This is a genomic window from Pseudomonas halotolerans (assembly GCF_039581215.1).
GTDB lineage: Bacteria > Pseudomonadota > Gammaproteobacteria > Pseudomonadales > Pseudomonadaceae > Aquipseudomonas > Aquipseudomonas tehranensis.
On record NZ_JBCNTJ010000007.1, the window covers coordinates 165284 to 189714 of the forward strand.

General features: G+C 62.6%; 31 protein-coding genes. 14 read left to right on the top strand and 17 right to left on the bottom strand.

Going from position 1 to position 24431, the window contains the following annotated elements; genetic code table 11:
- The first annotated feature begins 118 nt into the window (after positions 1–118).
- The 10 genes from AAIS01_RS12170 (at position 119) to AAIS01_RS12215 (ending at position 7912) form a co-directional block, all read left to right on the top strand.
- The gene (locus tag AAIS01_RS12170; protein WP_343469161.1) at positions 119–1009 is read left to right on the top strand and encodes an FHA domain-containing protein; all 891 of its coding nucleotides are present in this window, start codon (positions 119–121) and stop codon (positions 1007–1009) included.
- Positions 1009–2367 (top strand): FliI/YscN family ATPase, encoded by a 1359-nt coding sequence (locus AAIS01_RS12175; RefSeq protein WP_343469162.1) that lies wholly within the window; start codon positions 1009–1011, stop codon positions 2365–2367. Before AAIS01_RS12170 ends, AAIS01_RS12175 begins: the two co-directional genes overlap by 1 nt.
- Positions 2354–2773, top strand: coding sequence for a type III secretion system stalk subunit SctO (sctO, locus tag AAIS01_RS12180; protein WP_343469163.1), 420 nt, complete (start codon positions 2354–2356; stop codon positions 2771–2773). The genes AAIS01_RS12175 and sctO overlap by 14 nt, the downstream gene beginning before the upstream one ends.
- Positions 2766–3332: a type III secretion protein gene (locus AAIS01_RS12185; protein ID WP_343469164.1), complete on the top strand. Its 567-nt coding sequence runs from the start codon at positions 2766–2768 to the stop codon at positions 3330–3332. The genes sctO and AAIS01_RS12185 overlap by 8 nt, the downstream gene beginning before the upstream one ends.
- Positions 3329–4441 (top strand): type III secretion system cytoplasmic ring protein SctQ, encoded by a 1113-nt coding sequence (sctQ, locus tag AAIS01_RS12190; RefSeq protein ID WP_343469165.1) that lies wholly within the window; start codon positions 3329–3331, stop codon positions 4439–4441. Before AAIS01_RS12185 ends, sctQ begins: the two co-directional genes overlap by 4 nt.
- Complete coding sequence (gene sctR, locus AAIS01_RS12195; RefSeq protein WP_343469166.1) at positions 4438–5091, top strand: type III secretion system export apparatus subunit SctR; 654 nt, start codon at positions 4438–4440, stop codon at positions 5089–5091. The genes sctQ and sctR overlap by 4 nt, the downstream gene beginning before the upstream one ends.
- Positions 5092–5100: 9 nt before the next feature.
- Positions 5101–5355 carry a type III secretion system export apparatus subunit SctS gene (gene sctS / locus AAIS01_RS12200; protein ID WP_343469167.1) on the top strand — a complete coding sequence of 85 codons (255 nt, stop codon included), beginning with the start codon at positions 5101–5103 and terminating at the stop codon, positions 5353–5355.
- On the top strand, positions 5355–6152 hold the full coding sequence (sctT, locus tag AAIS01_RS12205; protein WP_343469168.1) for a type III secretion system export apparatus subunit SctT: 798 nt from the start codon (positions 5355–5357) through the stop codon (positions 6150–6152). Before sctS ends, sctT begins: the two co-directional genes overlap by 1 nt.
- A gap of 15 nt (positions 6153–6167) precedes the next feature.
- On the top strand, positions 6168–7268 hold the full coding sequence (gene sctU / locus AAIS01_RS12210) for a type III secretion system export apparatus subunit SctU (protein ID WP_343469169.1): 1101 nt from the start codon (positions 6168–6170) through the stop codon (positions 7266–7268).
- A gap of 119 nt (positions 7269–7387) precedes the next feature.
- The gene (locus AAIS01_RS12215) at positions 7388–7912 is read left to right on the top strand and encodes a type III effector (RefSeq protein WP_343469170.1); all 525 of its coding nucleotides are present in this window, start codon (positions 7388–7390) and stop codon (positions 7910–7912) included.
- A gap of 189 nt (positions 7913–8101) precedes the next feature.
- Here AAIS01_RS12215 and AAIS01_RS12220 read toward each other — a convergent pair whose 3' ends face one another.
- The 14 genes from AAIS01_RS12220 to AAIS01_RS12285 form a co-directional block, all read right to left on the bottom strand.
- Entirely contained in the window at positions 8102–8548 is a 447-nt protein-coding gene (locus AAIS01_RS12220) for a type III secretion system chaperone (protein ID WP_343469171.1), read from the bottom strand.
- Positions 8549–8560: 12 nt separating this feature from the next.
- On the bottom strand, positions 8561–8938 hold the full coding sequence (locus AAIS01_RS12225) for a hypothetical protein (RefSeq protein ID WP_343469172.1): 378 nt from the start codon (positions 8936–8938) through the stop codon (positions 8561–8563).
- Positions 8939–8944: 6 nt separating this feature from the next.
- Entirely contained in the window at positions 8945–9154 is a 210-nt protein-coding gene (gene hrpT, locus AAIS01_RS12230; protein WP_343469173.1) for an HrpT family type III secretion system protein, read from the bottom strand.
- A complete protein-coding gene (sctC, locus tag AAIS01_RS12235) occupies positions 9151–11301 on the bottom strand; it encodes a type III secretion system outer membrane ring subunit SctC (protein ID WP_343469174.1) in 2151 nt (716 codons plus the stop codon). The genes hrpT and sctC overlap by 4 nt, the downstream gene beginning before the upstream one ends.
- Positions 11294–11731, bottom strand: a complete 438-nt coding sequence (locus tag AAIS01_RS12240; RefSeq protein ID WP_343469175.1) for a type III secretion system chaperone — start codon at positions 11729–11731, stop codon at positions 11294–11296. The genes sctC and AAIS01_RS12240 overlap by 8 nt, the downstream gene beginning before the upstream one ends.
- Positions 11718–11942 (bottom strand): serine kinase, encoded by a 225-nt coding sequence (locus tag AAIS01_RS12245; RefSeq protein ID WP_343469176.1) that lies wholly within the window; start codon positions 11940–11942, stop codon positions 11718–11720. The genes AAIS01_RS12240 and AAIS01_RS12245 overlap by 14 nt, the downstream gene beginning before the upstream one ends.
- 90 nt (positions 11943–12032) lie before the next feature.
- The gene (gene sctL, locus AAIS01_RS12250; protein ID WP_343469177.1) at positions 12033–12614 is read right to left on the bottom strand and encodes a type III secretion system stator protein SctL; all 582 of its coding nucleotides are present in this window, start codon (positions 12612–12614) and stop codon (positions 12033–12035) included.
- Positions 12592–13182 carry a type III secretion protein gene (locus tag AAIS01_RS12255; protein ID WP_343469178.1) on the bottom strand — a complete coding sequence of 197 codons (591 nt, stop codon included), beginning with the start codon at positions 13180–13182 and terminating at the stop codon, positions 12592–12594. The genes sctL and AAIS01_RS12255 overlap by 23 nt, the downstream gene beginning before the upstream one ends.
- Positions 13179–14066 carry a type III secretion system inner membrane ring lipoprotein SctJ gene (gene sctJ / locus AAIS01_RS12260; RefSeq protein WP_343469179.1) on the bottom strand — a complete coding sequence of 296 codons (888 nt, stop codon included), beginning with the start codon at positions 14064–14066 and terminating at the stop codon, positions 13179–13181. Before sctJ ends, AAIS01_RS12255 begins: the two co-directional genes overlap by 4 nt.
- Before the next feature lie 14 nt (positions 14067–14080).
- Positions 14081–14455 (bottom strand): type III secretion system inner rod subunit SctI, encoded by a 375-nt coding sequence (gene sctI, locus AAIS01_RS12265; protein WP_343469180.1) that lies wholly within the window; start codon positions 14453–14455, stop codon positions 14081–14083.
- Positions 14456–14503: 48 nt separating this feature from the next.
- Positions 14504–15433 (bottom strand): type III secretion protein, encoded by a 930-nt coding sequence (locus AAIS01_RS12270; protein WP_343469181.1) that lies wholly within the window; start codon positions 15431–15433, stop codon positions 14504–14506.
- 60 nt (positions 15434–15493) lie between these two features.
- Positions 15494–15799, bottom strand: coding sequence for a type III secretion system major pilin HrpA (locus tag AAIS01_RS12275; protein ID WP_489685658.1), 306 nt, complete (start codon positions 15797–15799; stop codon positions 15494–15496).
- Positions 15774–16721, bottom strand: coding sequence for a sigma 54-interacting transcriptional regulator (locus AAIS01_RS12280; RefSeq protein WP_343469183.1), 948 nt, complete (start codon positions 16719–16721; stop codon positions 15774–15776). Before AAIS01_RS12280 ends, AAIS01_RS12275 begins: the two co-directional genes overlap by 26 nt.
- A gap of 415 nt (positions 16722–17136) precedes the next feature.
- The gene (locus tag AAIS01_RS12285) at positions 17137–17712 is read right to left on the bottom strand and encodes a DUF6436 domain-containing protein (RefSeq protein ID WP_343469184.1); all 576 of its coding nucleotides are present in this window, start codon (positions 17710–17712) and stop codon (positions 17137–17139) included.
- Between the two features lie 108 nt (positions 17713–17820).
- Here AAIS01_RS12285 and bipL point away from each other — a divergent pair, with 108 nt between their 5' ends.
- On the top strand, positions 17821–18768 hold the full coding sequence (gene bipL / locus AAIS01_RS12290; RefSeq protein WP_343469185.1) for a phospholipase BipL: 948 nt from the start codon (positions 17821–17823) through the stop codon (positions 18766–18768).
- A gap of 132 nt (positions 18769–18900) precedes the next feature.
- On the opposite strand, the gene AAIS01_RS12295 is transcribed toward bipL, so the two are convergent.
- Entirely contained in the window at positions 18901–19644 is a 744-nt protein-coding gene (locus AAIS01_RS12295; RefSeq protein WP_343469186.1) for a DUF2059 domain-containing protein, read from the bottom strand.
- A gap of 140 nt (positions 19645–19784) precedes the next feature.
- Here AAIS01_RS12295 and AAIS01_RS12300 point away from each other — a divergent pair, with 140 nt between their 5' ends.
- Entirely contained in the window at positions 19785–20417 is a 633-nt protein-coding gene (locus tag AAIS01_RS12300) for a 2OG-Fe(II) oxygenase (protein WP_343469187.1), read from the top strand.
- Between the two features lie 2 nt (positions 20418–20419).
- The gene (locus tag AAIS01_RS12305; RefSeq protein WP_343469188.1) at positions 20420–20911 is read left to right on the top strand and encodes a 2-thiouracil desulfurase family protein; all 492 of its coding nucleotides are present in this window, start codon (positions 20420–20422) and stop codon (positions 20909–20911) included.
- Positions 20912–21103: 192 nt separating this feature from the next.
- On the opposite strand, the gene AAIS01_RS12310 is transcribed toward AAIS01_RS12305, so the two are convergent.
- On the bottom strand, positions 21104–22477 hold the full coding sequence (locus AAIS01_RS12310; RefSeq protein ID WP_343469189.1) for a DUF3482 domain-containing protein: 1374 nt from the start codon (positions 22475–22477) through the stop codon (positions 21104–21106).
- On the bottom strand, positions 22470–23837 hold the full coding sequence (locus tag AAIS01_RS12315) for a DUF2868 domain-containing protein (protein ID WP_343469250.1): 1368 nt from the start codon (positions 23835–23837) through the stop codon (positions 22470–22472). The genes AAIS01_RS12310 and AAIS01_RS12315 overlap by 8 nt, the downstream gene beginning before the upstream one ends.
- A gap of 75 nt (positions 23838–23912) precedes the next feature.
- Here AAIS01_RS12315 and AAIS01_RS12320 point away from each other — a divergent pair, with 75 nt between their 5' ends.
- Positions 23913–24425: a dihydrofolate reductase gene (locus AAIS01_RS12320; protein WP_343469190.1), complete on the top strand. Its 513-nt coding sequence runs from the start codon at positions 23913–23915 to the stop codon at positions 24423–24425.
- Positions 24426–24431 lie beyond the last annotated feature (6 nt).

A 24431-nucleotide genomic window follows, 5' to 3' on the forward strand; every position in this document is an offset into this window, starting at 1 on the left:
GTAACGATGCAAATCCAGGTGCGTTCAACGGCCTGGCTGTGACAGAGGGCGGGTGCCGCAAGTGCCCCCGTACAACCGGATTGAGGGCGAAGATCAGTCGCCCCTTGAGGACTTGGCCATGTTCGAACTGCGTGTATTGAGTGGTCTGCACCGAGGTGCGGCGTTGCCGCTGGTTGGCGGGCAATGGGTTGTCGGGGCGGCGGAGGATGCCGACCTGGCGCTCTACGATCCCGGTATCTGCGCTCATCACGTACGTCTGAGTCAGAGCCAGGATCAGTGGATGCTGGAAACGCTGGAAGGCGCGGTTTGCGATGCGCAAGGCCAGCCCTGGACGCCGAGCGAACCTCTGCAGAGCCATGTCCCTTTTGCCGTGGCCGGTATCTGGTTGTGCCTGGCTCCGGCCGATCAGCCTTGGCCAGCCGAGGCGGCGCAGGACGTCAGGCATCCGGAGGCGAGTCGGGATACCCTCAAGCCGGCGGCGCGTCCGTCGTGGCCCAAGCGCTTTGCGATCGCCGCGGCAGTGATCACCGTTGCCTCCAGTGCCTGGGCCTTTACCAGCCAACCGACACAGGCGGTGGTGCACAGCCCGGCCCAGCAGCTCAAGCGCCCGAAGGTGACGTTGGAAAACGTCGAGGCGGTCCGCCAGGAGCTGGACCGCATGCTGCAGGAACGTGATTTGGGGGCCGGCGTGCGGGTCGAGGCCCAGAACGACCGGCTCGTGCTGGTGGGTGAGCTGCCGCGCCAGCGTCTGGCGGTGGTCGAGCGACTGATCGAGCGTTTCAACGACCGCTACGATACGCCGGTCGCGATCACGGCCAACGTGAAGGAGCATCTGACGCAGTTGCCGTTTCAAATCGCCCAGATCGTGGGCGGTAAGCGTGGCCATGTCGTCACGTCCGACGGGCGCCGGTTGTTTCTGGGCGACCAGATCGATGGCCTGCGCTTGACCGCGATCGACAGCGGTAAAGTCATTTTCGAGGGCGACCAGCGCTATGAGGTCACGTGGTGATGCCGCCAGCAGTCATCGCGCGACTTGAGGCCTGGGAAGCCGGGCAGCGGGCACACTTGCGTCGGTTCGCACCGGTCATGGTGCGCGGGCGGGTGCAGCGGGTCAGTGGCATTTTGTTGCAATGCCGACTGCCTGGGGCGCAGATCGGCGACCTGTGCCGGGTTGAGCGCGACACCCGCGAGCCGTTGCTTGCCGAGATTGTCGGCTTCGATCAGCACGATGCCTTGCTCAGTGCCTTGGGCGGCCTGGAAGGCGTGCGCGTCGGTGCGGCGGTGGAGCCGCTGGGCATACCGCACAGGGTGCGCGTGGGACCCGAGTTGCTTGGCCAAGTGCTGGATGGATTCGGTCGGTCCCTGCTGGACGGCGGTGCGGGTGCGTTCGCCGATGCGCACGTGCTGCAAGCGGCGGCGGTGATTGGCGAGGCCCCTGCACCCACCGCACGGCCGCGCATTCAGCGCGCCTTGAAGACCGGCGTACGGGCGATCGACGGCCCGCTGACGCTTGGCGAAGGCCAGCGTGTAGGGCTGTTCGCGGGCGCCGGTTGCGGTAAAACCACGCTGCTGGCGGAGATTGCCCGCAACGTTGACTGCGATGTCATCGTTTTCGGTCTGATCGGCGAACGAGGACGCGAACTGCGCGAATTCCTCGACCATGAGCTTGATGATGAGCTGCGTGCCCGTGCGGTCCTGGTGTGCGCCACCTCCGACCGCTCGAGCATGGAGCGCGCCCGCGCGGCGTTCACCGCCACGGCATTGGCCGAGGGTTTTCGTGCCCGGGGCCAGCGCGTCCTGCTGCTCATCGATTCGCTGACCCGGTTCGCCCGGGCCCAACGTGAAATCGGCTTGGCCGCGGGTGAGCCGTTGGGTCGCGGCGGTCTGCCGCCATCGGTCTACAGCCTGCTGCCACGCCTGGTCGAGCGGGCCGGGTTGTCCAACGAGGGCGCCATCACTGCCTTCTACACGGTGCTCATCGAACAGGATTCGATGAACGATCCGGTGGCGGACGAAGTGCGCTCACTGCTCGACGGTCATATCGTGCTGTCGCGAAAGCTTGCCGAGCGCGGTCACTATCCGGCAATCGACGTGCTGGCCAGCCTGTCGCGAACCTTGGCCAATGTGGCCGAGGCGGAGCACCTGCGGGCGAGCATCAATCTGCGTCGGTTGTTGTCGGCCTATGACCAGATCGAACTGATGTTGCGCTTGGGTGAATATCAGGCTGGCGCCGATCCCCTGACCGACCTGGCGGTGGAGTCGCGCGGTGCCCTGGACGTCTTCCTGCGCCAGGATCTGCGTGAGCCGGCGCTGTATGCCTCCACGCTCGCGCATCTCCAGCAGTTGACCGCTTATGTCCCAAGCTGATCTGAGCGCCTTGGCGCCTGTACGTCGTCACCGGGAAGCGCAAGCCGAGCGGGCGTGGCGTCAGCAGCGCGACCTTTTACGCGAGCGAGAAGCGGCGGTTGTCGCCGCGCGCACGCAATGGCAGGCAGCGTGTGAATGGCAAGCGGCGCAACGCGAGGCGCTGTACTGCCAACACCGTGGTCGTGCGCTGAGTGTGTGTGAATTGAACGCCTGGAGTGCGCAAGAACGTCGCTTGATGGGGGAGCTGGCCGAGCAAGCACGTGCGTTGCAGGCCCTGGATGATGAACAGGCGCAACAAGCCCTGAACACGGAAACCGCCCAGCAGCGGTTACAAGGGCGCCGGCGTGATCTGGAAAAGCTCAAGGTGTTGATGGAGCAACTGGTGGAGCCCCCCTGCGATGAATGAACGCACCGTACGCCATGGGCCACCGCGTCATGAGCCCTCGACTGTCCCGGTTCGGCACCCGCTTCGGGCCTCTGAGCAACCGCCCGCTCAGGTGAACCGGGTGGCGCGTTCGGCGGCGCGCGAGCCTGCGACCGGAACCGAGCGCGACCCCGACGTGATGGCTGAGCGCAGTGACGGCTACTGGTTTCGCCAGTGGGTCGATGCGCCACGGGGCGGTTCGCACGATGACACCGCAGGCACGGGTTCGCTGTCGGGCCTGGTGAGCCAGCAGAACGGCGATGTGGAGGCTTTTGTCGATCAGCTCACACCACGCTTGCGCGCCACGCTCGACCAGCAATTGGACCTGCTGCTGCACCTTCCGCATTTGGGTCGTATCAGGGTGTCTGCACGACGCTTGAGCGGGGCGTCTGGATGGGACATCGGCCTGAGCGGCGAAAGCGACGAGGCTCAGGCGCGGTTATCGAGTCGGTCCGGCCATCTCGAAGAGGCGTTGACGCAGTGTTTGGGCCAACGGGTCATCGTGCGCGTAGACCGAGAAAAAGAGGGGGGGCGGGCATGACCGTACGTGCATTGTCGTTGCCGTCTGTTGGCGTCGAGGAGGTCAGCGCCCGGCGACTATTGGGGGGGGGCGTCGGCTTGCCCTTCGAGGTGGCGGGTCAGACGGGGCTGTTGGAGCTGACCTTGGGCTGCGGCCCCGAGGGAGGAGCGCCGTGTGTGCTGGAGTGTGCACAGGGTGTTTTTACCCTGAGCGAGCCCGGCGCGGCGCTGAGTTTATTCGGTGAATGCCCGGTGGTATTGCCTGCCGAGCCTGGACCGGATGACGAGTGGTTCTGGTCACTGTTTCATCAAACCCTGAGCGAGTCCCTGCGCCTGGCATTCGGCTTCCTCAAACCGCTGACCGTCCCCAGGGTCCCGGGTATTGCCTGTCGGCTCGACGTGAGGTTGGGTGCGGCCTGTGTCGTGAGCCATCTGGAGATTCCCGGCGCGACCCTGCTCGGGCTGCTGCACGCCGCGCCCTGGCAGCGGCGTGCAGCGCCGTGGGTCGAGCGTTTTGCGCTGTGTGTTCCGCTGCTGGTGGGGGAACTGGCGCTTCCTCCCGGGCTGTTGGCGACGTTGCGCCCAGGTGATGTGTTGATGCCTGAAACACCATTGTTCGACTCATCCGGTCACGGGCTGATTCGCCTGGGCCGGCAATGTGTGCAGGTGCGCGTGCAAAGCCGTACCGCGCCGTTGCGTCTGATCGTACTCGCTCTGGAGGAGACCGTTATGAGCCCCACTACCGACACTGACACCGACATCCTGACACCCGACTGGGACGATACCAGCCGATACGAGCCCGACGCTCAAGCCCCCGAGGCCGCCGACCAGCCGGCGTCTGTCCATGCCGACGCTCAAACCCAGGTGCCGTCGATGGCTGAACAGGTTGCTGGCGACGTCACCGAGCGCTTCGACGACCTGCCGCTGGCGCTCACGGTGCGCTGTGGTCACTTGAGCCTGACCTTGGCCGAACTGCGCAACCTGGCGCCCGGCGTCGTGCTGCAAGTGCAAGGTGTGGCACCGGGGGCCGGGGCGCTGTTCTATGGTGAGCGTGCCCTGGCCCATGGCGAGCTGGTTGAAGTCGATGGCCAGTTGGGACTGCAAGTCGCCCGCGTGGATGTGGCTGGATGAGTTTCCAGGGGGTCGACCCCTTTCTGCTGGCGCTGTTCATCGGTGGGATGTCTTTGGTCCCGCTGTTGCTGATCATCTGCAGTGCCTTTCTCAAGGTGGCCATCGTGTTGACGATCACCCGCAACGCCATCGGCGTGCAGCAGGTGCCGCCCAACATGGCGCTGTATGCCATTGCGCTGGCCGCGACACTGTTCATCATGGCGCCGGTCGGTCACGACATCGCCGAAACGCTGAAAGAGCAGCCGCTGGATTTCAGCAACACCGAGACGTTGCAAGGTTCTGCCTTGAACGCGATAAAACCGTTGCAGGCGTTCATGTCGCGCAACACCAACCCGGACATCCTCGCCCATCTGCTGGAGAACACCCAGCGCATGTGGCCCAAGGAGCGTGCCGAGCAGGCCAGTCGCGACGACCTGATGCTGCTCATCCCGGCGTTCATGCTGTCGGAGCTTGAGGCAGGTTTCCAGATGGGATTTCTGATCTACATCCCCTTCATCGTCATTGATCTGATCGTGTCCAACCTGCTGCTGGCGCTAGGCATGCAGATGGTCGCGCCCATGACCATTTCGTTGCCGCTCAAGTTGCTGGTCTTTGTCCTTGTACAGGGTTGGACGCAGTTGCTCGACAGCCTCTTCTATTCCTACCTTTGAGGACGAGCAATGGACGCGCTGACGTTATTTAAGGAAGGCATGTTGCTCGTGGTCCTGCTCTCCGCGCCGCCGTTGATCGTGGCGGTGATCGTCGGCGTGCTGACCTCGCTGGTGCAGGCATTGATGCAGATCCAGGATCAGACCTTGCCCTTCGGCATCAAGCTGGTGGCGGTCGGGCTGACCTTGATGGTCACGGGCCGTTGGATCGGTGTGCAGTTGCTAGGGTTGCTGCGCAGGGCGTTCGAAATGATGGCCAACACCTGATGACCGCCTCGGCTTTTCTTCCCTATTTCGACTTGCTGCTGTCGATCGCGCTCGCTATGGCGCGTATTTACCCGATCGCTTACCTGGTTCCGGTGTTCTGCTTCCAGCATCTGCGAGGCCTGCCGCGCCATGCCATTGTGTTTGCCCTGAGCATGTTGCCGGCGCCCGGGATTCGCCAGGCGCTGATCGACGCCAAGGTCAACTGGTTGTCGCTGGGCGGGTTGATGTTCAAGGAGCTGGTGCTGGGCTTCTTGCTCGGGGTGCTGTTGGCCATGCCGTTCTGGTTGTACGAATCGGTAGGCGCCTTGCTGGATAACCAGCGCGGCGCGCTCATCGGCGGCCAGTTGAACCCGGCCCTGGGCGCCGATACCACGCCCCTGGGTCACCTGTTCAAAGAGATGACCATCCTGCTGTTGGTTGCCACCCTGGGCCTTGGCACGCTGACGCAGGTGATCTGGGACAGCTACATGGTGTGGTCGCCCACCGTTTGGTTTCCACTGCCTGGAGCGGATGGCTTCGGCGTGTTCCTTGGGCTGATCGCTGAAATGTTCATGCACATCATGCTGTACTCGGCGCCGTTCATTGGCTTGCTGTTGCTGGTGGAGTTCAGCCTGGCGCTGCTTAGCTTGTACAGCCCGCAATTGCAGGTATTTGTCCTCGCCATGCCGGCCAAGAGCTTGATCGGCCTGGCGTTCCTGCTGGTGTACCTGCCCACGTTGTGGGACGCGATGACCGGCCGTCTCGGTGAATATTCGCAAATCCAGCACCTGCTCCATCTACTGTTGCAGGCGCCCTGAAGGAGGGCTTCGCTCATGAGCGGAGACAGCGGCGAAAAGACCAAAAGCGCGACGCCGAAAAAGGTTCGCGACGCGCGCAACAAAGGCCAGGTCGGCCAAAGCCAGGACTTGAGTAGCCTGCTGGTACTCACTGCCATCACCGAGGTGGCGTTGACGCAGGCCGAAAACAGCATGCAGACGCTGGAAGAAATGGTGGCGTTCCCGCTGCACCGGCTGGATGTCGGGTTCGTTCGTGCCTTCGAGGAAACCCTGTCGCACGCCGGCGGCGTGCTGCTCAGTTTCACATTGATGACCGTGGGATTGGCAATCGCCACGCGCCTGGTGGCCGGTTGGCTACAGTTCGGTTTCCTGTTTGCCCCCGAGGCTCTTCAGCCTGACCCGAACCGCCTGAACCCCGTGAACCAGGCCCAGCAAATGCTCTCCGGCCAGGCGCTGATCAGCCTGTTCATGGGGTTGGTGAAGGCGGTGTTTATCGGGACCGTGCTTTATCTGGTGACCATGCCCGCACTCGGGTCGTTGATCAGTCTGGTCAATAGCGATCTGCACACTTATTGGCGCGGGTTGGCCAGCTTGTTTCGGCACATCATGCACATTTGCCTGGGCGTATTGCTGGTGCTGGCGGTGCTCGACTTCGGTCTGCAGAAGTACTTCTTCGCCAAGCGCCTGCGCATGAGCGAGGAAGAGGTGCGCAAGGAGTTCAAGGAAATGGAGGGCGACCCACACGTCAAAATGCATCGCCGCAGCCTGGCCCGGCAGTTGATCGACCAGCCCGCCAGCAAAGAGACCCAGCCGGTGGAAGACGCCGACATGCTGGTGGTCAACCCCACCCACTTTGCCGTCGCGCTGCGGTATCGGCCCGAGGAAACCGCGCTGCCGCAACTCATCGTCAAAGGCGTCGACGCCGAGGCCCGGGCGCTGATCGAGCGGGCCAAGGCTGCGCGGGTTCCGATTATTCAATGCATCTGGCTGGCGCGCACTATCTACCGCGAAGACGTTGGTGGCTATATTCCCCGCGAAACGCTTCAGGCGGTTGCGCACATTTATCGGGTGTTGCGCGAACTGGATGACGAGGCCAAGGGTGAGGTGATCGAGATTCCGGAATTGAACCAGCGCTGAGCCCGTCGGATGGAACTGATGCACACGCTGGCGCCACTCAGGGATGAGCCAGACTCGTCCGGCTATGCCGGCTTGCCGACAGTGCCCACCACACAGACATTGACTCGTGGAGGTTTCCCATGCCCCGTTCCAGTTCCCTGACGAACCCCTTAGGGCGCGCAGGTGCCCTGCACGGCATCGACAGCTTATCGCCATCGCGCTCCCCCTCGCTGAGCCAACGACCCCGCGAGGCGCAGCAGCGCCAAGGCACCCAGAGCCTGCATGATCGGGGCCGTTCGTCCTCGGCGCCACCTGCGGTGCATCAGCGTGAGCGTGGCCGTTCACGAACGCGGGACGCCAACCACGCGGCGGCGCGCAATGACACTCAACCGTTGGATGACGCGCAAACCCCCAGCCCCACTTCGGCATCTCGCACTCCGGACTCTTTCATGAGTGAGATGAAAACCAGTCAACAACAGTTGATGGAAAGGCAGTTCAAGATACAAATGGACATGGAAGAGCGCCAGAGCACCATGATGGCCATTAAAACCTCTGCCGACATGGCCAAGTTGATGAGCGATACGGTGACGGAGGTCACCAAGGGCTTCATGGACAGCGCGAGGAAAGTCATGCAGGAGGGTGGCGAGGCGATGAAGCTTCGATAAGCATCTTCAATGCTGACTTTCACCCTGTAGGAGCTGGCGAAGCCTGCGATCTTTTGATCTTTCGCTTGAGATTCAAGTGTCTGGGGAAAGATCGCAGCCTCGTTGCACTCGACAGCTCCTACACAGCTCCTACACAGCTGCTACACAGCGCCTACAGGCCCAGCGGGGGCAGGTGCTGTGGTATTTGCGTCATAGTCGGGTGCGGCTCGTATTGAGTGAAGCCGGACGCGGGCCACTGGGTGTTGCGGGCACCATCAGGCGTGTACGAACCTCGGTGACCTGGGCGATGAAACCCACGATCCAGTGGCAGAACTGCGCCTCGTCGAGCATTGACAATGGGCAGTGGGCGCACAAGCGAACGCTGCCTTTTTCGTCCAGGGCCAGCCAGCTGCCGCCGAGCAAGTCCAGGCGAAAGTTGAGTTCCAGCAAGCGCTTGTGCAGGCCGGGTGCATGGACCGGCACATCGATTGAGCAATGCAGGATGGCGACATTGCCGTGATCGGGCAGCTCGATGACCACCGCTTCGCGGTTGCTCGTGTCATACAGCGCGCATACGCCACCTTCCAGTTGCAAGTCCGCATGCAGATGTTCCGCGAGGGCCGAGATCAAGCGTTGGGCAAGCGGTGCGACGGTCATGGAAAATCTCCCTCAATAAGTGGGCGAGTAGTCGTCAAGGTCTTCCAGGCCCAGCAGCGATAACTGCCGGGACTGAATCTGATCGAGCAGTTCAGGGGATATCGACGAGTCAGGCAGCGCGTGCCAAACCACGAGCGCTCGCTGCGGATCAAGAAACACGAACAGTTGGGCGTAGTCCGTCGGGTTGGCAAAACGCCGCTCCAGCGCATGCTGGATCTGGTTTGTGCGCAGCGCCTGGCTTTGTATCTGTAAGGCGAGCCCCACGCTGTGAGGCTCGCGTCGCAGACAAAACTCAATGCCTGGAGCTATTTCCCAATACGTCGCGATGCCGGCAATGATGTTCTTCTGGAAGGCCTGGCGAGTGCTTACGCTGTGTACCGAAAAAGACATAGCGTTTCAGTTCTCCAATGGAACGACCGTATGGTCAAGCGGGTGTTCAGGGGAGCCAAGGCCACCGCGCAAACCGGGTGACCACCAGATCACCAGCCGACCGTTGTCGGGCTCGGCGCGCTCACAGGCGTCGCCCTGGCAGCCCGAGCGGTTCGCGCAGCCGGCGAACACCGGCAGGCTCAGCAATAAAACAAGCAGCAGTGGTGTGCGACTCATGGCGTGGTCCTCGTGCTGGTTTGCAGAAGGGAGGGGCGCTCGCCGCCGGGCGTGCGAGTGGGTTGTTTCATGACCACAAACACTTCGGTTTCCTCGCCGGGCTCAAGCCACACCTTCGGCCAGGCGGAGGCGGCCATGGACCAGCGGCTGCCGCAGCTCGCCTCGTCGAAGCGCAGCCGGTGACGGCCGTCGTTGCGTACCACGCCCACGGCGATTCCATAATCGGGGCCGGCGAACCATTGAGCCCGTGCAGCGTCCAGGGACAATCCGGGTTGCAACGCGCAAAGTGTGTCCGGCGAGTAGGGAATCGATGCGGCCTGCTTGAACGCGGCCGGAATATTGCCGTCGGCGAGTTGGGCAAGTACGTCGCTGATCTCCAGGCGTCCGATCGGACGGGTGCCGTTGCGCCGCTCTTCCAGGCGCGCCATGGCGCTGTCAACCTGTTCGCGGTCAAGGGTAGAGATATAGCGGGCCGGATCGACCTGGTCACCGATCAGGCGCGGCGTCAGGATGAATACCCGTTCCCGGCGGCTGGTCTTGCGCGTGGTCGAAGAAAACAGCAGCGGCCCGACCAGCGGGATGCGACCCAGCCACGGCACCCGTTCGAGGTTATCGCCAGTCTCTTCGGTATGAAAACCCCCCACAACCAATGACCGGCTTTCACCCATTACAGCCTGGGTGCTGACGACTCCCCGCCGCACGCTGGGTGTCTGCTGGCCGACCGTGGAAGTTTCGATGCGTCCGTCTTCAATCTCCAGGGACATTTGGATCTGGTTACGGCCCCCGGTTTCGATGGCATGGGGCACGACCTGCAAGCTGGTGCCCGCGGTGATGGGCTCGATGTTGGCCACGCGTTCGCCGATGGCGGAAATGTATTCGGTACGGCTGAAGTCAATGACCGCCGGCTGGTTTTCCAGGGTCAATACCGACGGGTTTGCCACCACCGTGGCCAGGCCGCGCCCCTCCAGCGCCCGCAGTTGCGCGGAAAAATCGCCGTAGTCCTGAATGAACACCGTCGAGCTGGCACCCGGGCGAATCATCGAGGCTCCGCCAATCAGATCGCCGCTTTCGACGTTCCAATTGGAGGCCAGTTCGGCCAGTTGGGTGCGGTCGATGTCCAGAATGATCGCATCGATTTCCACCAACTTGCGCGGCACGTCCACGTCGCGAATCAGCGGCGTATAGATTTCTCGCCGCTTGGGGGCGTCGTAGATGAGCACCGCATTGTTGCGCACGTCGGCTTCGACGCGGATCTTGCCCCGGTTGCCGCCACCGCCGCTACCGCCGGACGGCACTCGGCTGGTGTTCGGGCGGCCCATGCCGCTGAATGCCAACTGTTCGATATTGCCCATCGCCAGGGACTGATGGCCCTGCATGTTCTGGAGCGACGCTTGCGGCGACATCGTCTGCATGCCTGCCGACGCGTCGCTGCGGGTTTCCAGCAGGCCTTTGAGAATGCTGGCGACCCCGGGAATGACCAGCGTCTCGCCCCGGTATTTGACGTTCCGGTCGGCGGCGGTGGCGTAGCGCAGCGGGAAGCTGATGACTTCCTGCTTCTCTTCGGGGGTCTTGCGTACCTCGGCAAACTGCGCCACCAGACGCACGTAGCGCTCCGGGCCGGAGACCAGTACCACGCCTTCGTCGGGCAATTCACCCCAGCCGAAACGCGGGTCCAGCAGGCCGATATCGGTCAAGGCCTGTTTCATGTCCGGCCCGGCATCGGCGGACACTTCCAGGCGCGTGGAGTCCTGGTTTTGCAAGGGGCTGACGTACAGGGTGTTGCCGTACACGAACCACTGGAACCGATTTTCCAGGCCTAGCCTGTCGAGGAATGCCTGGGGGTTTTCAGCGCGCATCCGGCCTTCGACGGTCCCTGTCACGCTGCCGTCTATCACCAGCTGCACCGCGAAGGTATTGGCAAAGTCGTCGAGTACCTTGGCCAGGGGCGTGGCTTGGGCATCGTAGGCATAAGGGGTGTTCTTCCAGTCGGTCGGAACAGCCGCCTGTGTCGGTACACCCAAGCCAAGCGTGCCGGTTAACACTAGCGCGATGAGTGCAGGTTTCGCCCCGCGGCGTGCGATCAACTGGTGAAAGCGTGCCTGGCCTTCGGTCATCAAACGGTACGGCGTAAGCCACCTGTTAGGCATGTCGGATTCCTGTTCCGAGGAGGTGAGCGTGCGAGGGGCGTCGCGCCATGGGCGTCGCAACGGCACGTTGGTCTTTATTGAGGATCGATTGCCAGGTATCGCGCTGGTTGAGCAGCGCTTCGAGCATCTCCATCAGGTCGTCGATGTGCCAGGCCAGTGTCGGTTGCGCCAGCAGCCATAACCGGCCGTCTTGCGGCGAGCGGGCCAGTGCACCGGGAAACCGTGAGAGGCTTGGGTGCGCCAGCCGAAGAATGTCTTCCAGCAACACCTCATTGGCCAATGGGATGATCAGCTCGACCGATACCAGCAGATCGCCTTCGGGCTTGCTGAAGGTCGCTTCGCCATCGTCGACGACAATGGTGAAGTGCTCCGGGGCGTCGGCACGGGTGCTCCAGCGCATGAGCTGTGATCGCAGCTCATGGCATTGCATCAATGATCGCCTTGGCGAGGTTGTGGTGGGCAGTGGTTTGTTGATTCACTGCGTTCACTGCGACTGACATGCCGTTCATGCTGGTTACGAAGGTGTGCATATCGTCGAGTGACTGACTGTCCGCAGCGTTCATGGCCGCGTTGTTGACGTTATCGGTCGCGCGCTGGAAATAGGTGTCGAGTCGGCGCTGGACGGCATCGATAGAAGACATGGGCGGTTCCTCAAGGCTGGGCATATTCACGGTGTGAGTGGTGGATATGCCCGCAGCGGTTCCGCAAAAAAGAGGGAAAAAACTGCCCGGTTACGACTGCGGTTCGGGCAGGCGTAGCGCCTGGACGGCGGTGGCCCAGTCGAGCAGGAAAGTGCCGCCTGGGGTTTCCAACTTCAGTTGATGTCGCGCCATGTTGACGTCTGCCCCGGGTGTCCAAGGGCGCCCGCCATCCGTGCCCAAACTCTGCGTCAGGCTCGCCAGGTCCTCGGGATGACAGCGAAGGCTGGCGCTGACCGTGTCGTTCTGACAATACACAAGCTGACGCACAAGCGCGTCGATGCGTGCCTGATCCGGAACATTGTCCAAAAGTGTCCCCAAGGCCTCATTGACCAGCTGCGCGGCACTCGCCTCGATCCGTTCCCACATGGCTTGACGCTGGGCCTCCCACGCGGCGAGCAAGGCTTCGGCTTTCTTCCAGAATTGGGCTTGAGCCTCAAGCACCACCGCGTCGGCCTCTATGGCAGCGCGCTCAAGCAACTGAGCGGCCTGGGCCTGGGCCTGTTCAATGACCATTTGCGCACGCGCGCAGTCGACCAGGGTTTCGCGGGCGATATAGGGCTGCAGCAGGCCCTGGCCATCGGGGCGCAGTTCAAGCGAACGCCGAGCGAGCATCGTGCATCTCCGTTTGGGCAGGGGAAGGGGGTGTCAGGCTTTGCTCGGCTTTCCAGCACGCCGACAGCCACAGGGTGTTGAGCTTGGAGGCCGGCGGTTGCGGGGCCGGCAGGGATTGGAGGGCAATAATTCTGCTGCGCGCAAAAGCCAGGCGCGCACGTTGCCAGATCGGTTCGCTCAGCCAGGCGCGCAGTAAGGCGAGCGGATCCTGACCGGGTTGGAGCCAGTGTCCTGGGCGCAGTGCTTTGGCGGTGCGCTCGCACCAGGCTCGATCCTGTACCGAAAGCGCAGCCGTTGCCGTTAACGGCGAGCAGGTGTTCGCCACCAGTTCGCAGGCAAGGGGCAAGGTCCGGGCGTCGCCGCAGAGCAGCGACTGCACCGCCGGGCTGGGCGCTGGTGGCAGGCAGGGGGTTATACCGAAGTGGCGCGCCAGCGTGGCATGGTGGCCCCTGGCAAGGGCGTCGAGGTGTGCCGCGCTCAGTTGGCAAAGCGCCGGTGGGTACCAGTCACTGTTTGCTTCGCGCCACGCATGGCTCCACCAGCGAACCCACTCAAGCGATCCGCTCATGCGGCGGTCCCCTTGCTATCGGGCTTGGCTGCGGGGTTTTTCACCGCAAAGAGGGGAGACGCCGTGCTGCTCTGCGGTGAGGTGGCGGGCACGGTCGGCTTGGCGAGCTTTTGATCGAGAAATCGGGGCAGCACCCAAACACCTTGGTGCCATAGCCGGTAGAGGCCGAACGCAGCGCCCAGCAGAATCGCCAACAGTGTGATGCCCGTCACCGCTGTCACCGTCCGCCAATAGCCAACGTCGCTGGCCTGCATGAGGAAGGGGCCGAAATACGCCATTTTGCGTCGCTCCTGATAACGCGCAGTAGGCACGAATACCACCGATAACTTACTCGTGTTCTGGGCCGCATCGGCCATGCCGGGGAGCCCGCTGGCGACCAGATTGCGCACTCGCGGGGTAATGCTGTCGGGATCCAGGCCACCGGTGTGCTTGATGAATACCGAGGCCGATGCGGGCTGGACCGGCTCACCAGGGGCGACCCGTTCCGGTAACACCACATGGACGCGGGCAAGCACCACGCCATCGATTTGTGAAAGCGTCGATTCGAGCTCCTGGGACAGCGCATAAATGTAGCGGGCTCGTTCTTCCATCGGCGTGGAGATGATCCCCTCTTTGCGGAAGATCTCACCCAGGCTGGAGCGGGAGCGACGAGGCAGGCCGGCGGCTTCGAGCACGTGAACAGCGCTGTTCATGTCGGCGGGCTCGACCAGCACCGCCAGCCCATTCTTGTCGGCCTGCTTGCTCGCCTGGATGTTTTTGTCCGCCAGTTCAGCGATCACTTCATTGGCGTCCTGTTCGGAAAGGCTGCTATGCAGCGCCGCCCGTTCATCGCAGCCGGTAAGCAGCAGGCACAGCAACAGTGTTGGGAACGCGCGCATGAACATGACCGGCCTTCCCTTTACTGGAGATTGGTGAGCTTCTCGATTGCCTGGGAGCCCTTGCTGACCATTTTCGCGGTCATCAGGCTTTCCAGGTGGAAGGATGACAAGGACCGGTTCGACTGCAACATGTCTTGCGGGTCGGCGGTGCGGATGGCCTTGAGCATGTCCCGGTTGGCACGATCATCCAGGCGCTGCAGTTCGCCGGAGCGGCTCGACAACGAATCGATGATTTTCGCCGCGACATTGTTTTCGCTGTCAGGGGCGGGTGGCTTGTCGCGCATCTGTGCGTTGAACCAGCTGACATCACTGGCCTCGGCGCTCGCCTGCGGCTTGGCGGCGGTTTTGGCAGACGTTGAGGCGAGGTTGCTGGCATCAATGGCTTGTATGTCCATGGGGGCTCTCCAGTTTCAAAAAAGGCTCATTTCAAAGGGTGGATGTCTTCAGGCGCACATCAGCCTCAAGACGTTGCGAGCGCTACCGGTGACGCTCAGGTGGAACTCGGTTTCTTCCCGGCTGCGTGTGCCGCGCCGACGTATCGTGACGTGCTGGCCGGCCAGGCGGGCCAGGGCGAAGTCCAGCTGTTCCAGGGCGAGTTGGAACAGCCGTGTTTCGCGAGCATCCAGCCATGAGCCGTGGGCAATACGTTGCGTCCATGTCCACACTTCTGCGTTGAGGGGCGAAGGTGGGGGATAGCGCGCGGGGTGTTGATCCATGAATTGTGCAATCTCGAACAGCAGGTCCTGGTCGTCCGGTTCATAGCGCGCCTGGCCGTCATCTTTGTTGATGTCCAGCAGCGTCAGCAATTTACGACGGCCCAAAACGGCGATGAGCTTGAGCAGCAGTAACAGGCTCGCGTTGTAACGATCGCGCAGCGTGGCGAGGTCGCCCTCCATCTCCCAGGCGGCGAACAGCACGCCGCAAAAGGGGTTGTTGGTGCTACCGAAATCGCTCTGGCTGCCGACATCGTTATCGCCAATGGGCTGCCGGCGCTGGGCGAATATTTGCGCTAGGTCGTGAAACAAATCTTCATGGGTATAGGCGTCGTCAACCTCGACGTTAAGATTGGAGCCGGTACCGCCGTTGATCTCTTCGATAATGTCTTGCAGTACCAGATGCAAGGGGCTTCCGGCTGCTGCGCCCGCGCTGTTCTGGGGGCTCGGCCAACCGTGTTGTGACTGTCCGCCCGTCTTGCCGTGTTCACTGCCCCATTGGGCGAGCGACGCCTTCAAGCGGTCGCTGGTCGAATGATGGGTCAGGTGCTCGACGACCATGCTTGCCAAACCTTGGGAGATGGGTGCCTGGCGCGGCTTCGGATCGTCATGCGACAGGTCCCTGGGCGTACGAAGGCTGTTCAGCAAGTCGATGTGCATAGGGCCTCCTCTCATCGCGCTTGAGGTTACCCCGCCGGAGCGGGGCTTGTAGCGAGAGGGTCAGAATCGTATGTTTTTCGACGCCTCCCCCATGGCGGTGATGGCTTTGGTTGCGGTGTCCATGGATCCTGCCGCGATTGCATTCATGGTGTCGGCGACCAGTTTTTTCTGGTCGAATTGGGATTTCATGGTTGTCATCGCAGCCGAGGTAGCGTCCATCTGCGCCATGGCGGCCGTGGAGGCCGCAAGAGAAGCTCCACCAAAACTCATAGTCGTATCTCCGGATTGTGGAATGGCGAGACGATCGTGAGCGTCTCGACCGTTGAGTGGTGGTGGGGGCCTAAACGGTTCCACACCGATCCGCATGCCCCGTCGATATTTGCAGGCACTTCATCCGGTAATACAGCGTGCGCCGGGCGATACCCAGTTCAGCGATGACCTTGTCGATGCAGTGATGGTGACGGTGCATGCAATCCTCGATGAGGATTTTCTCGAAATGCTGCAGATGCTCTTTCAACTTGAGCGTTGAACTGGTGTGCTCCAGTTGTTCGGCGCGAGGCAGCGCCGGCAAGCCCAGCACGTATCGCTTGGCAGCGGATTGCAGCTCGCGGATGTTCCCGGGCCAGGCGTAGCCGAGCAGATGACGCAACAGCTCTGGCGGCGGTGTGACATAGGGCCGATCCAGCGCCAGGGCCTCCCGACGCACCAACGACTGGAACAGCGGCACGATGCGCTCCTTCCTGCTGCGCAGCGGGGGCAGCTTGAGGCTGATGATGTTCAGTCGGAAATAAAGGTCCCTGCGAAACTCACCACGCTCGACCATTTCCCCTAGCGGGCACTGGGCGGAGGCGATCACGCGCATATTCACCGGGATATTCTGGGTCGAGCCCAGCCGCTGGACCGTTCTGGATTCCAGGACACGCAGCAGTTTGGCCTGCAGCGACAAGGGCATGCTGTCTATTTCGTCCAGATACAGCGTGCCGTTATGCGCGGCTTCGACGAACCCCGCGCGATTTTGGCTGACCCCGGTAAACGCACCGGTATTGGCGCCGAAGAGCTGGCTCTCGGCCAGGGTTTCGGGAATGGCGGCGCAGTTGATGGCCACGAACTTGCCGGAGCAACCGGACATCCGATGGATCTTCTCTGCTAGCGTATCTTTGCCGGTGCCGGTCTCACCACGCAACAGCACGTCAATCATGAGCGGCGCCACACTTTGGATAAACGCCTCGAGGTTGAGGGCGTCTTCTTTGTGAGTGGTGGAAAGTGCAGCGCATAGCAGCTTTTGCATCACTGACGATTCCATTTTTTGTTTGGTTTAGGAGAGTCGACAAGTTGAAAGATGAAAAAGTCGTGTAAAGCTCCCTTGATAGAGCGTCGCCGCGCGGCTGCTCTGGAAGTCACATTTTGCTGGTGTCGAGGTTTAGAGAAGAGATTAAAAAAAAGTTCATGCGTGACGGCCGTTGTTAATCGATTCAGCCAAGAGTCACGAAACCGCGATAACCCCTGCACCGCCCGCGTTCTATGGGGAACGGGCCGTTAAGGAAGGGCGTTGGCACCCCTGAGGAAAAATTGGATCCGACAAACGGTTCAGCACCGGGTCAGCAATTGAGCAGCAGCTCTAAAAGTGAGTAAGTGCTCTAATCGGGTGCCAGTAAACCTGATAAATCCCGCGATGACGGCACCCGGCTGAACGAGCGGATTTATCAGTTCGAAATCGACCACGGGCAATAACAACCGACCGCCAGTGTATGGGTCGCATCCACCGCCCGGCCAACGCTCAATGCCTCGAGAATCGGCTCGATGAAGCTGTTGCTCGAGTTGCAGGTCAGGCCTTCGCTGTAGGGGCCGAAGTACGCCAGTTTGCCGCTGCGATCCCAGATCGCCACCGCCGGGCTGGCGGGAATCTGGTTTGAGCCGGGGAGTACCGAAAGGGGTTTGAGGCTGCTCAGCGTGGTCGGCAATTGGCCCTGGCTGCCGGTTTTTTGGACCGCATAAAACTCGACACCTTGCGGTCCGTATTTCTCCACCAGCTCGGAAAGGTGCTGTTGATTGCCGACGTTGCACGGGCAGGCCGGATCCCAGAAATGCACCAGGCGGATCGGGCCGGGGCCGGCCAGGCCGGGGGGCAGGCGCAAAGGGTCGCCGGAAAATACCGCCGTGTGTTCGCTGAATGCTCGCAGAAAACGGCCCTGGAACCAGTCGTAGGCGATCCACAACACGGCGGCGCACCCGAGGGCAAGCAGGCTGGCAAGCAAGGTCGTGCGGTGGGACGGGCGCATGGAGTCGATCCTCTGAGGCCGCGTAGCTTGCCATGCCTGGCGCGACAGATGAATATCGCAGGCCTACAAAGTCTGTTTCGCGCTTTGCGCTTTTGCCTGGAAATCCTAATGCCCGTCAGTTTCGACCCCGATCACCTGCGTGCCAGCCTGCAACCTTTGGCTCAGTGGCAGCCGCTGTCCGCGCAGGCGCTGGCTTATCAACGGTTTTACGGCGTGGATTTCCCCCACCACACGTTGCGCAAGGGCCTGGGGCGTTTCGAGATAGACGGGTATGAGCTGGTCGGTCAGGTCTGGTGGCCGGAGAAAGCTGTAGCGACGCTGTTTCTGTTCCACGGCTATTACGACCACATGGGGTTGTACCGGCACTTGATCGAGTGGGCGCTGGAGCAGAAATTCGCCGTGATCGCCTGCGACCTGCCGGGACACGGCCTGTCCAGTGGCGAACGCGCCAGCATCGGTGATTTCGCCGAGTACCAGGCCACGTTGCAAGGCTTGCTGACCGAGGCCGGGACATTGGACCTGCCGAAACCCTGGCATCTGTGTGGGCAAAGCACCGGCGGAGCCATTGTGGTTGATCACGTGCTCAACCAGGGCGCACACAGTCCGGCCCAAGGTCAGGTCATCCTGCTATCGCCGCTGGTGCGGCCGCGGGCCTGGGGCTGGTCGCGCTTGAGTTATTACTTGCTCAAGCCCTTTGTAACCGGCATCGCCCGACGTTTCAGCGAGAACTCCACCGACCCGGACTTCCTGCCGTTCCTGCAAGCCGACCCGTTGCAACCGCTACGCCTGCCCACCGCCTGGGTGGGCGCATTGGGGCAATGGATCAAGCGTATTGAAGCCGCCCCGAGCAGCCCGCGCCAGCCCTTGATCGTGCAGGGCCAGGCGGACATGACGGTGGATTGGGCGCATAACCTGCAGGTGTTGCGCAGCAAGTTTGATCGGCCTCAGGTGTTGATGTTGCCCGAAGGCCGGCATCACTTGGCCAATGAATCGCTGGCGATGCGTCAGGAGATGTTTGGGTTTCTGACGAAGCGGATGAGCCGGGTTCGGCGGTGACTGATCAATTGCTTTCGCGAGCAAGCCCGCTCCCACAGGGGATCTTCGACGGTCGCAGAACTTAAGTTCACTCCAAACCCTGTGGGAGCGAGCTTGCTCGCGAAAGCGGTATGGCTGGCGCTGAAGATCTATCTATTGCCCGAGAGTCTGCCCCACCGCCAACCCCGCGCGAATCGCTGCCAAGGCCGCTTGATAATAGGCCTGGCCCTCCGCCGACTCGGCGAAGGTGGCGAACTCTTCCAGCTCGGTGTCTGTCAGGTCGCGGTAGACGTACAGCAATGTGTTGTTCAGGTCTGCGCCGATCTGTTCCATCAGACGCTGGCGCTGACCGTTCAGCATGCCCTGGGCCTGGCCGGCTCCCAGAAGGCCAGGGATCATTGCGCTCAGGCTGTCCGCCGCCACGCCGGCGATCGCCAGGCTGACTTCGGCGCCAGCCTCGCGAGCGGGCAGGGACTGGGCCAGATGGCCGATGATCAACAGGCGGTTATCGCTGACTTGCATCTTGGGCAGGCCCTTGGCGTTCTTCGCCAATTGATCGCGACGGGTCGCCAGCAACTCGGCTGCCACGACTTTGCGGCCCAGGGGTGACTGGAAAAAGGTCAGGGCCGGGTTTGGGTCGGTGAGGTTCTTGCGCAACTGCGCCTCGGCCCGCTGGTCCATGGCCTGGGGGGCAAAGCGCTGATTACTGTTGTTCACCAGCGCCTGGAATACCGCCGGTGGCAGGCTGTTCTGGTAACGCTGCTGCGCGGCGTTCAAGGCGTCGTTGAAATGCGCCCGTTGTTCCGGCCAGCCGGCAACCTTGTACAACTGGTCGTAGCTGTCTGCCCAGGCGGGCAACGCACAGAACATCAACAATGAGAAAAGCAAACGGCGCATAGGGACTCCTGTCAGCAGCCGACTATTCTCCGTGGGGTGTAGGGACTTGTCGAGAATTCGTATCAAGTTACTGCACCTGCGGCGTCAAGCGTGACAAACCCGCTGCGCGGCGCTGTCGGTTTTGCAGGCACAGGAATACTATGCGCGCCATGCAAATACCTTCTGATCACCCACTGCTGTTGCGTATCATCGACGACCTGGCCGAGCGCGGCTGGTCGCAGCAGAATATCTTCCTGCCCGATGCGCTGACCCGCGCGCTGGCAGCCGAATGTCGCCAGCGCGCCGCCCAAGGCGAACTCGCCCCGGCCGCGGTCGGGCGCGGGCCGTTTTCGGAGATTCGTGAAGGGATTCGGGGTGATCATATCCAATGGATCGAGCCCGGCCAGGCGCAAGCGTGCGACCGTTACCTGGGCTTGATGGACAGCCTGCGCGAGGCGATCAATCGCGGATTGTTCCTGGGGCTGGAGGATTTTGAAAGTCACTTCGCGCTGTACCCTCCCGGCGCCTTCTACCTCAAACACGTCGACCGCTTCCGCGATGACGACCGACGCATGGTGTCGGCGGTGCTTTACCTCAACGACGCCTGGTTGCCGGAGCATGGCGGCCAGTTACGCATGTACCTGGACGAGGGCGTGGAGCACGACGTGGTGCCTACCGGCGGTTGTCTGGTGGTGTTCCTCTCGGGGGACATCCCCCATGAAGTCCTGCCGGCCACGCGCGATCGCCTGTCCTTGACCGGCTGGTTCCGGCGCCGCAGTACTGAGTTGTTCTGATCATGGAAAAGATTCTGGTCAGTCGTTGCCTGCTTGGGCACCGCGTGCGCTACGACGGCGGTGCCAGCGGCCCGTTCGATCAGCTTCAACGCTGGCTCGATGAGGGCCGGGTCGTGCCGCTGTGCCCGGAAGTGGCCGGCGGCTTGCCCACGCCTCGGGCGGCGGCGGAAATTCCCGGTGGGCAGGGTGGGCAAGTGCTCGATGGCCTCGCCCCCGTGATCACTGCCGACGGCGAAGAGGTCAGTGCGCAGTTTTTGTCAGGTGCGCATCAGGCGCTGGCCTTGGTGCGCGAGCACGGCATCCGGATCGCCGTGCTCAAAGCCAACAGCCCATCGTGCGGCAATCTGCTGACCTATGATGGGACGTTCAGTGGCGTGAAAGTCAGTGGCGAAGGCGTGACAGCGGCCTTGCTCAAACGCCATGGGGTGCGGGTGTTCAGTGAGTTGGAGTTGCCAGAAGCGGCTTTGGCGCTCAAGGGGTTGATCAACGACTGACGATTGGCGGCGCTGCCTTTTGTGGCGAGGGGATTTATCCCCGCTGGGCTGCGTAGCAGCCCCAAAACCTGACACCCCGGTTCCTCAGATTAATAGCGTTCAACCATTTTGGGGGCGCTTCGCACCCCAACGGGGATAAATCCCCTCACCACAAACTGTGTCCACCCTATCCTCGGTTCAGGTAGGGGGTGCCTAGAGTTCCTCGGCCAACCGCTCAATCTGCTCCTGCCGCTCCGCCTGGCTCAACCGCGCCTGCGGATTAAGCGACGACCATTGTGGATACGCCCTGGCCTTATTCAGCGCCTCGGGCAGCTTGCCCTCGCGCCAGGCCTTGTCCTGAGGCGGGGCGATGTGGATGCTGTCCATTGCCGCATGGCCGCGCTGGTTGAGGGCGTGCAACAGTTGCCGTTGCCGCAGGGCCAACAGGCGAAGCACGCTGTCGTCCACGGTCAGCTCCCGTTGGCCCTTGAGCTTGCCCATCAACCGATTGCCATAGCTACGGGCGGTTTGCAGGGCGCCACCGGCAATGGCGCCGGCCAGGGCGGCGGCGCCGAGGGTCAGACCACCCACCAGCAAGTCCACGCCGGCACCGGCCGCTGCGCCCGCCGCGATCCCGCCACCCACACGCACGCCCAACTGTTTGAGGGTGTCGGGATTGAACAGGTCGTCGCCCCAGCGGCCGTCGAGTAGGGGCAAATCGCTGGCGGCGGCGTCTTGGGGGCGGAAGGCGTAGAGCTTGAGCAAGGCTTCGACGCAGCGCTGCTCCCGCTGACGCACCGCGTTGCGCAACTCGCTGATGGCCTGTCGTTCCAGCTCGGCATCGCTGGCTACGCTGCGTCGGCAAGCGGCGCAATCGATCAGCAGTTCGGCGATCAAGCGCTGCGCGCTCCGTTGACGGGCCAGGCGTTGGGCTTGTTGATCGGCGACCAGTCGTTCCAGTTGCCCACGGGCGCTTTCCAGCAACAGCGCGAGGCTTTCATACAGGCGTCGTTCGCCATCCTCGGGTGGGGCGACGCTGTCGAAACGCACCAGGGCGTGCAGCCCCAACCGGGCCAGGGCTTCGCGCCAGTCGGGCTCGCGGTGGCTGGCGCTGCTGACGAAATTCAACACCGGCAGCAGCGGTTTGCCGCAACTGGCGAGCACCTGAAGCTCATCCCGGTACTTGGCCAGCACCGGCTCTCGCGCATCGATCACATAGAGTCCGGCATCGCTGGCGAGCAATTGCCGCAGCACTTTGGCTTCCTGTTCGAAGCGTTGCCGTGCTTCGCTGCCGTCCAGGAATCGCGCCAGGCGTGCCGGCCCGTCCAGGCGTTCACCAGGACGCTCCAGGCGCTCGAGATAATCGAGCAGGGCGATGGCGTCTTCCAGGCCCGGCGTGTCGTACAGTTCCAACAGCGCTTCGCCGTCCACCGACAGGCGCGCGCCCTCGACGTGTCGGGTCGTGCTCGGGCGGTGGGAAACTTCACCGAAGCCGACGTCCCGGGTCAGGGTGCGCAGCAAAGAGGTTTTGCCCACATTGGTGTGGCCCACCACGGCCAGTTTCAGCGGTTTGCTGGGTTCAGTCATGGCCGGTCTCCAGCCAGTTCAAAGGCGCGCAGTCAGCGAAGGGCAATTGCAGCTGTTGCAGGGCGTTGTGCCAATCGCCCAGGCGTTCGGCGTCCAGCGCTTCGCCGGGCGGTGCCTGCAACAGCCAGATGCGGGTGGCACTGGCGTTGCGGGCCAGCTCGGCGATCAGCGCCAGGCTGCCACGATCCGGGGAACGCCGTGGGTCGCAAGCAATCGCCAGTCGCGCGGGAGGAAAGCGCGACAGTTGCTCAAGCAGTTTGTGGCGGGATTCGCGGTTGTCGAGCACGCCGGCGTTTTTCACGGTGCCTGGCAGTTTTGGTGGCCAAGGCCGGTCGTCCAGTTCGATCGCCACCAGCAGCGCACCGTCGCTTTCCAGCGCGCCGACGTTACTTTCAATGGGGTGCAATTGCGCGGGCGCAGCATCGTTGATGCCCAGGCGCTCACTGCTAGGCATCAGCCGCTCGCGCAGTTGGGCATAACCTGGCAGGGTCAAGTCCAGGCGCAGCGTGGCGCGGCCGCGACGCCAGCGCCACAGGCACAACAGCGCCAGACACAGGCGCGGCAACACGCCGTAGACCAGCGTCACGCCCACCAGCCAGGCGGCCCAGGCCTGGCGGGCGCTTTCGATATTCAGCGCAGCGTCGCCACTGGCGCGAATCATCTCTTCGGTGGGTCCGCTCAAACCGAGCAGGGCGGGCAGGGCGCCGAGGGCCTGGGTCATGACGACGAAGGTCTCGCCGCCGAGAATGGTGGTTTCCCATACAAAACCGTAGCGCCGGGTGGCCATCAGCATCAGTACGATGACCAGCGCGCTGAGCATCGCCAGCAGCCACAAACCATTGACCAGCGCACCGAGGGCCCAGCGATTGAGCTTGTGCCGTTGCAATAACAGCAGCAGGGCTGGCGCCAGTTGCGCAGCTTTGGCATCGCGGGCGAGTTTTTCGCTGAGCCACAACCACAGACGCCCCAGCGCTGCACCTTGCTCACCCGCAAAGATCAGGCCCAGGGCCCAGCCGATAAGCAAGATCAGGTTCAACGCCAACAGGCTGCCCAGGGCCCAGAACACATTGACCGGCGTTTGTCCGTCGCCGAGTGCGGCAAACCCCAGGCCAGCGCCACTGATGATGGCGAGTACAGCCATTATGATCAGCGCCAAGCGCGCCCCTTGCAGCCAGTGATGCAAGGCCTGGCTGAGGCCGTCGCGCTCGGCCAGCCAGCGGGCGCGGTGGCGGATACGGCTGGATAAATCGCCACCGGCCGCGCGGGCCAGGCGATTGGCTTCCTGATCTTCGAGCGGGCCGGCGTGTTCTTCACGCAGGCGTACCGTCTCGGTCAACCAGAGGTCGTGCAGCTTTGTCAGGGGTTCAGACACGGGCGTTTCCGTTGCAAATGAGGGTTGAGCATAACCGCTGTGGCCTCTGGTATCCTCGCCGTCATGAAAAAAACACTTCCCTTAAGCCTGATCGCAGCCCTCGGTGAAAACCGTGTGATCGGCGTCGACAACAGCATGCCCTGGCACTTGCCGGGGGACTTTAAATATTTCAAGGCTACCACCTTGGGCAAGCCGATCATCATGGGCCGCAAGACCTGGGACTCCCTGGGGCGGCCGCTGCCGGGGCGCTTGAACATTGTGGTCAGTCGTCAGCCGGATCTCGTGCTGGAGGGCGCGCAAGTCTTTTCCACGCTGGAAGCCGCGGTGGAACGGGCCGAGGCGTGGGCGCTGGAGCAGGGCGTCGATGAGTTGATGTTGATTGGCGGCGCCCAGCTGTACGCCCAGGCCCTGGAACAGGCGGATCGGCTGTACCTGACCCGCGTGGCGTTGAGCCCGGATGGCGATGCCTGGTTTCCGGCGTTCGATTCGAGCCAGTGGAAATTGGTGTCGACCCAGCCGAATCCGGCAGAAGGAGACAAGCCGGCCTACAGCTTTGAGGTGTGGGAAAAGCTGTAAGTCATG

Coding starts and splice junctions, on each gene's coding strand:
- AAIS01_RS12170 (WP_343469161.1), top strand. CDS start 119: ATGTTCGAACTGCGTGTATTGAGTGGTCTGCACCGAGGTGCGGCGTTG.
- AAIS01_RS12175 (WP_343469162.1), top strand. CDS start 1,009: ATGCCGCCAGCAGTCATCGCGCGACTTGAGGCCTGGGAAGCCGGGCAG.
- sctO (WP_343469163.1), top strand. CDS start 2,354: ATGTCCCAAGCTGATCTGAGCGCCTTGGCGCCTGTACGTCGTCACCGG.
- AAIS01_RS12185 (WP_343469164.1), top strand. CDS start 2,766: ATGAATGAACGCACCGTACGCCATGGGCCACCGCGTCATGAGCCCTCG.
- sctQ (WP_343469165.1), top strand. CDS start 3,329: ATGACCGTACGTGCATTGTCGTTGCCGTCTGTTGGCGTCGAGGAGGTC.
- sctR (WP_343469166.1), top strand. CDS start 4,438: ATGAGTTTCCAGGGGGTCGACCCCTTTCTGCTGGCGCTGTTCATCGGT.
- sctS (WP_343469167.1), top strand. CDS start 5,101: ATGGACGCGCTGACGTTATTTAAGGAAGGCATGTTGCTCGTGGTCCTG.
- sctT (WP_343469168.1), top strand. CDS start 5,355: ATGACCGCCTCGGCTTTTCTTCCCTATTTCGACTTGCTGCTGTCGATC.
- sctU (WP_343469169.1), top strand. CDS start 6,168: ATGAGCGGAGACAGCGGCGAAAAGACCAAAAGCGCGACGCCGAAAAAG.
- AAIS01_RS12215 (WP_343469170.1), top strand. CDS start 7,388: ATGCCCCGTTCCAGTTCCCTGACGAACCCCTTAGGGCGCGCAGGTGCC.
- AAIS01_RS12220 (WP_343469171.1), bottom strand. CDS start 8,548: ATGACCGTCGCACCGCTTGCCCAACGCTTGATCTCGGCCCTCGCGGAA.
- AAIS01_RS12225 (WP_343469172.1), bottom strand. CDS start 8,938: ATGTCTTTTTCGGTACACAGCGTAAGCACTCGCCAGGCCTTCCAGAAG.
- hrpT (WP_343469173.1), bottom strand. CDS start 9,154: ATGAGTCGCACACCACTGCTGCTTGTTTTATTGCTGAGCCTGCCGGTG.
- sctC (WP_343469174.1), bottom strand. CDS start 11,301: ATGCCTAACAGGTGGCTTACGCCGTACCGTTTGATGACCGAAGGCCAG.
- AAIS01_RS12240 (WP_343469175.1), bottom strand. CDS start 11,731: ATGCAATGCCATGAGCTGCGATCACAGCTCATGCGCTGGAGCACCCGT.
- AAIS01_RS12245 (WP_343469176.1), bottom strand. CDS start 11,942: ATGTCTTCTATCGATGCCGTCCAGCGCCGACTCGACACCTATTTCCAG.
- sctL (WP_343469177.1), bottom strand. CDS start 12,614: ATGCTCGCTCGGCGTTCGCTTGAACTGCGCCCCGATGGCCAGGGCCTG.
- AAIS01_RS12255 (WP_343469178.1), bottom strand. CDS start 13,182: ATGAGCGGATCGCTTGAGTGGGTTCGCTGGTGGAGCCATGCGTGGCGC.
- sctJ (WP_343469179.1), bottom strand. CDS start 14,066: ATGTTCATGCGCGCGTTCCCAACACTGTTGCTGTGCCTGCTGCTTACC.
- sctI (WP_343469180.1), bottom strand. CDS start 14,455: ATGGACATACAAGCCATTGATGCCAGCAACCTCGCCTCAACGTCTGCC.
- AAIS01_RS12270 (WP_343469181.1), bottom strand. CDS start 15,433: ATGCACATCGACTTGCTGAACAGCCTTCGTACGCCCAGGGACCTGTCG.
- AAIS01_RS12275 (WP_489685658.1), bottom strand. CDS start 15,799: ATGCGGATCGGTGTGGAACCGTTTAGGCCCCCACCACCACTCAACGGT.
- AAIS01_RS12280 (WP_343469183.1), bottom strand. CDS start 16,721: ATGCAAAAGCTGCTATGCGCTGCACTTTCCACCACTCACAAAGAAGAC.
- AAIS01_RS12285 (WP_343469184.1), bottom strand. CDS start 17,712: ATGCGCCCGTCCCACCGCACGACCTTGCTTGCCAGCCTGCTTGCCCTC.
- bipL (WP_343469185.1), top strand. CDS start 17,821: ATGCCCGTCAGTTTCGACCCCGATCACCTGCGTGCCAGCCTGCAACCT.
- AAIS01_RS12295 (WP_343469186.1), bottom strand. CDS start 19,644: ATGCGCCGTTTGCTTTTCTCATTGTTGATGTTCTGTGCGTTGCCCGCC.
- AAIS01_RS12300 (WP_343469187.1), top strand. CDS start 19,785: ATGCGCGCCATGCAAATACCTTCTGATCACCCACTGCTGTTGCGTATC.
- AAIS01_RS12305 (WP_343469188.1), top strand. CDS start 20,420: ATGGAAAAGATTCTGGTCAGTCGTTGCCTGCTTGGGCACCGCGTGCGC.
- AAIS01_RS12310 (WP_343469189.1), bottom strand. CDS start 22,477: ATGACTGAACCCAGCAAACCGCTGAAACTGGCCGTGGTGGGCCACACC.
- AAIS01_RS12320 (WP_343469190.1), top strand. CDS start 23,913: ATGAAAAAAACACTTCCCTTAAGCCTGATCGCAGCCCTCGGTGAAAAC.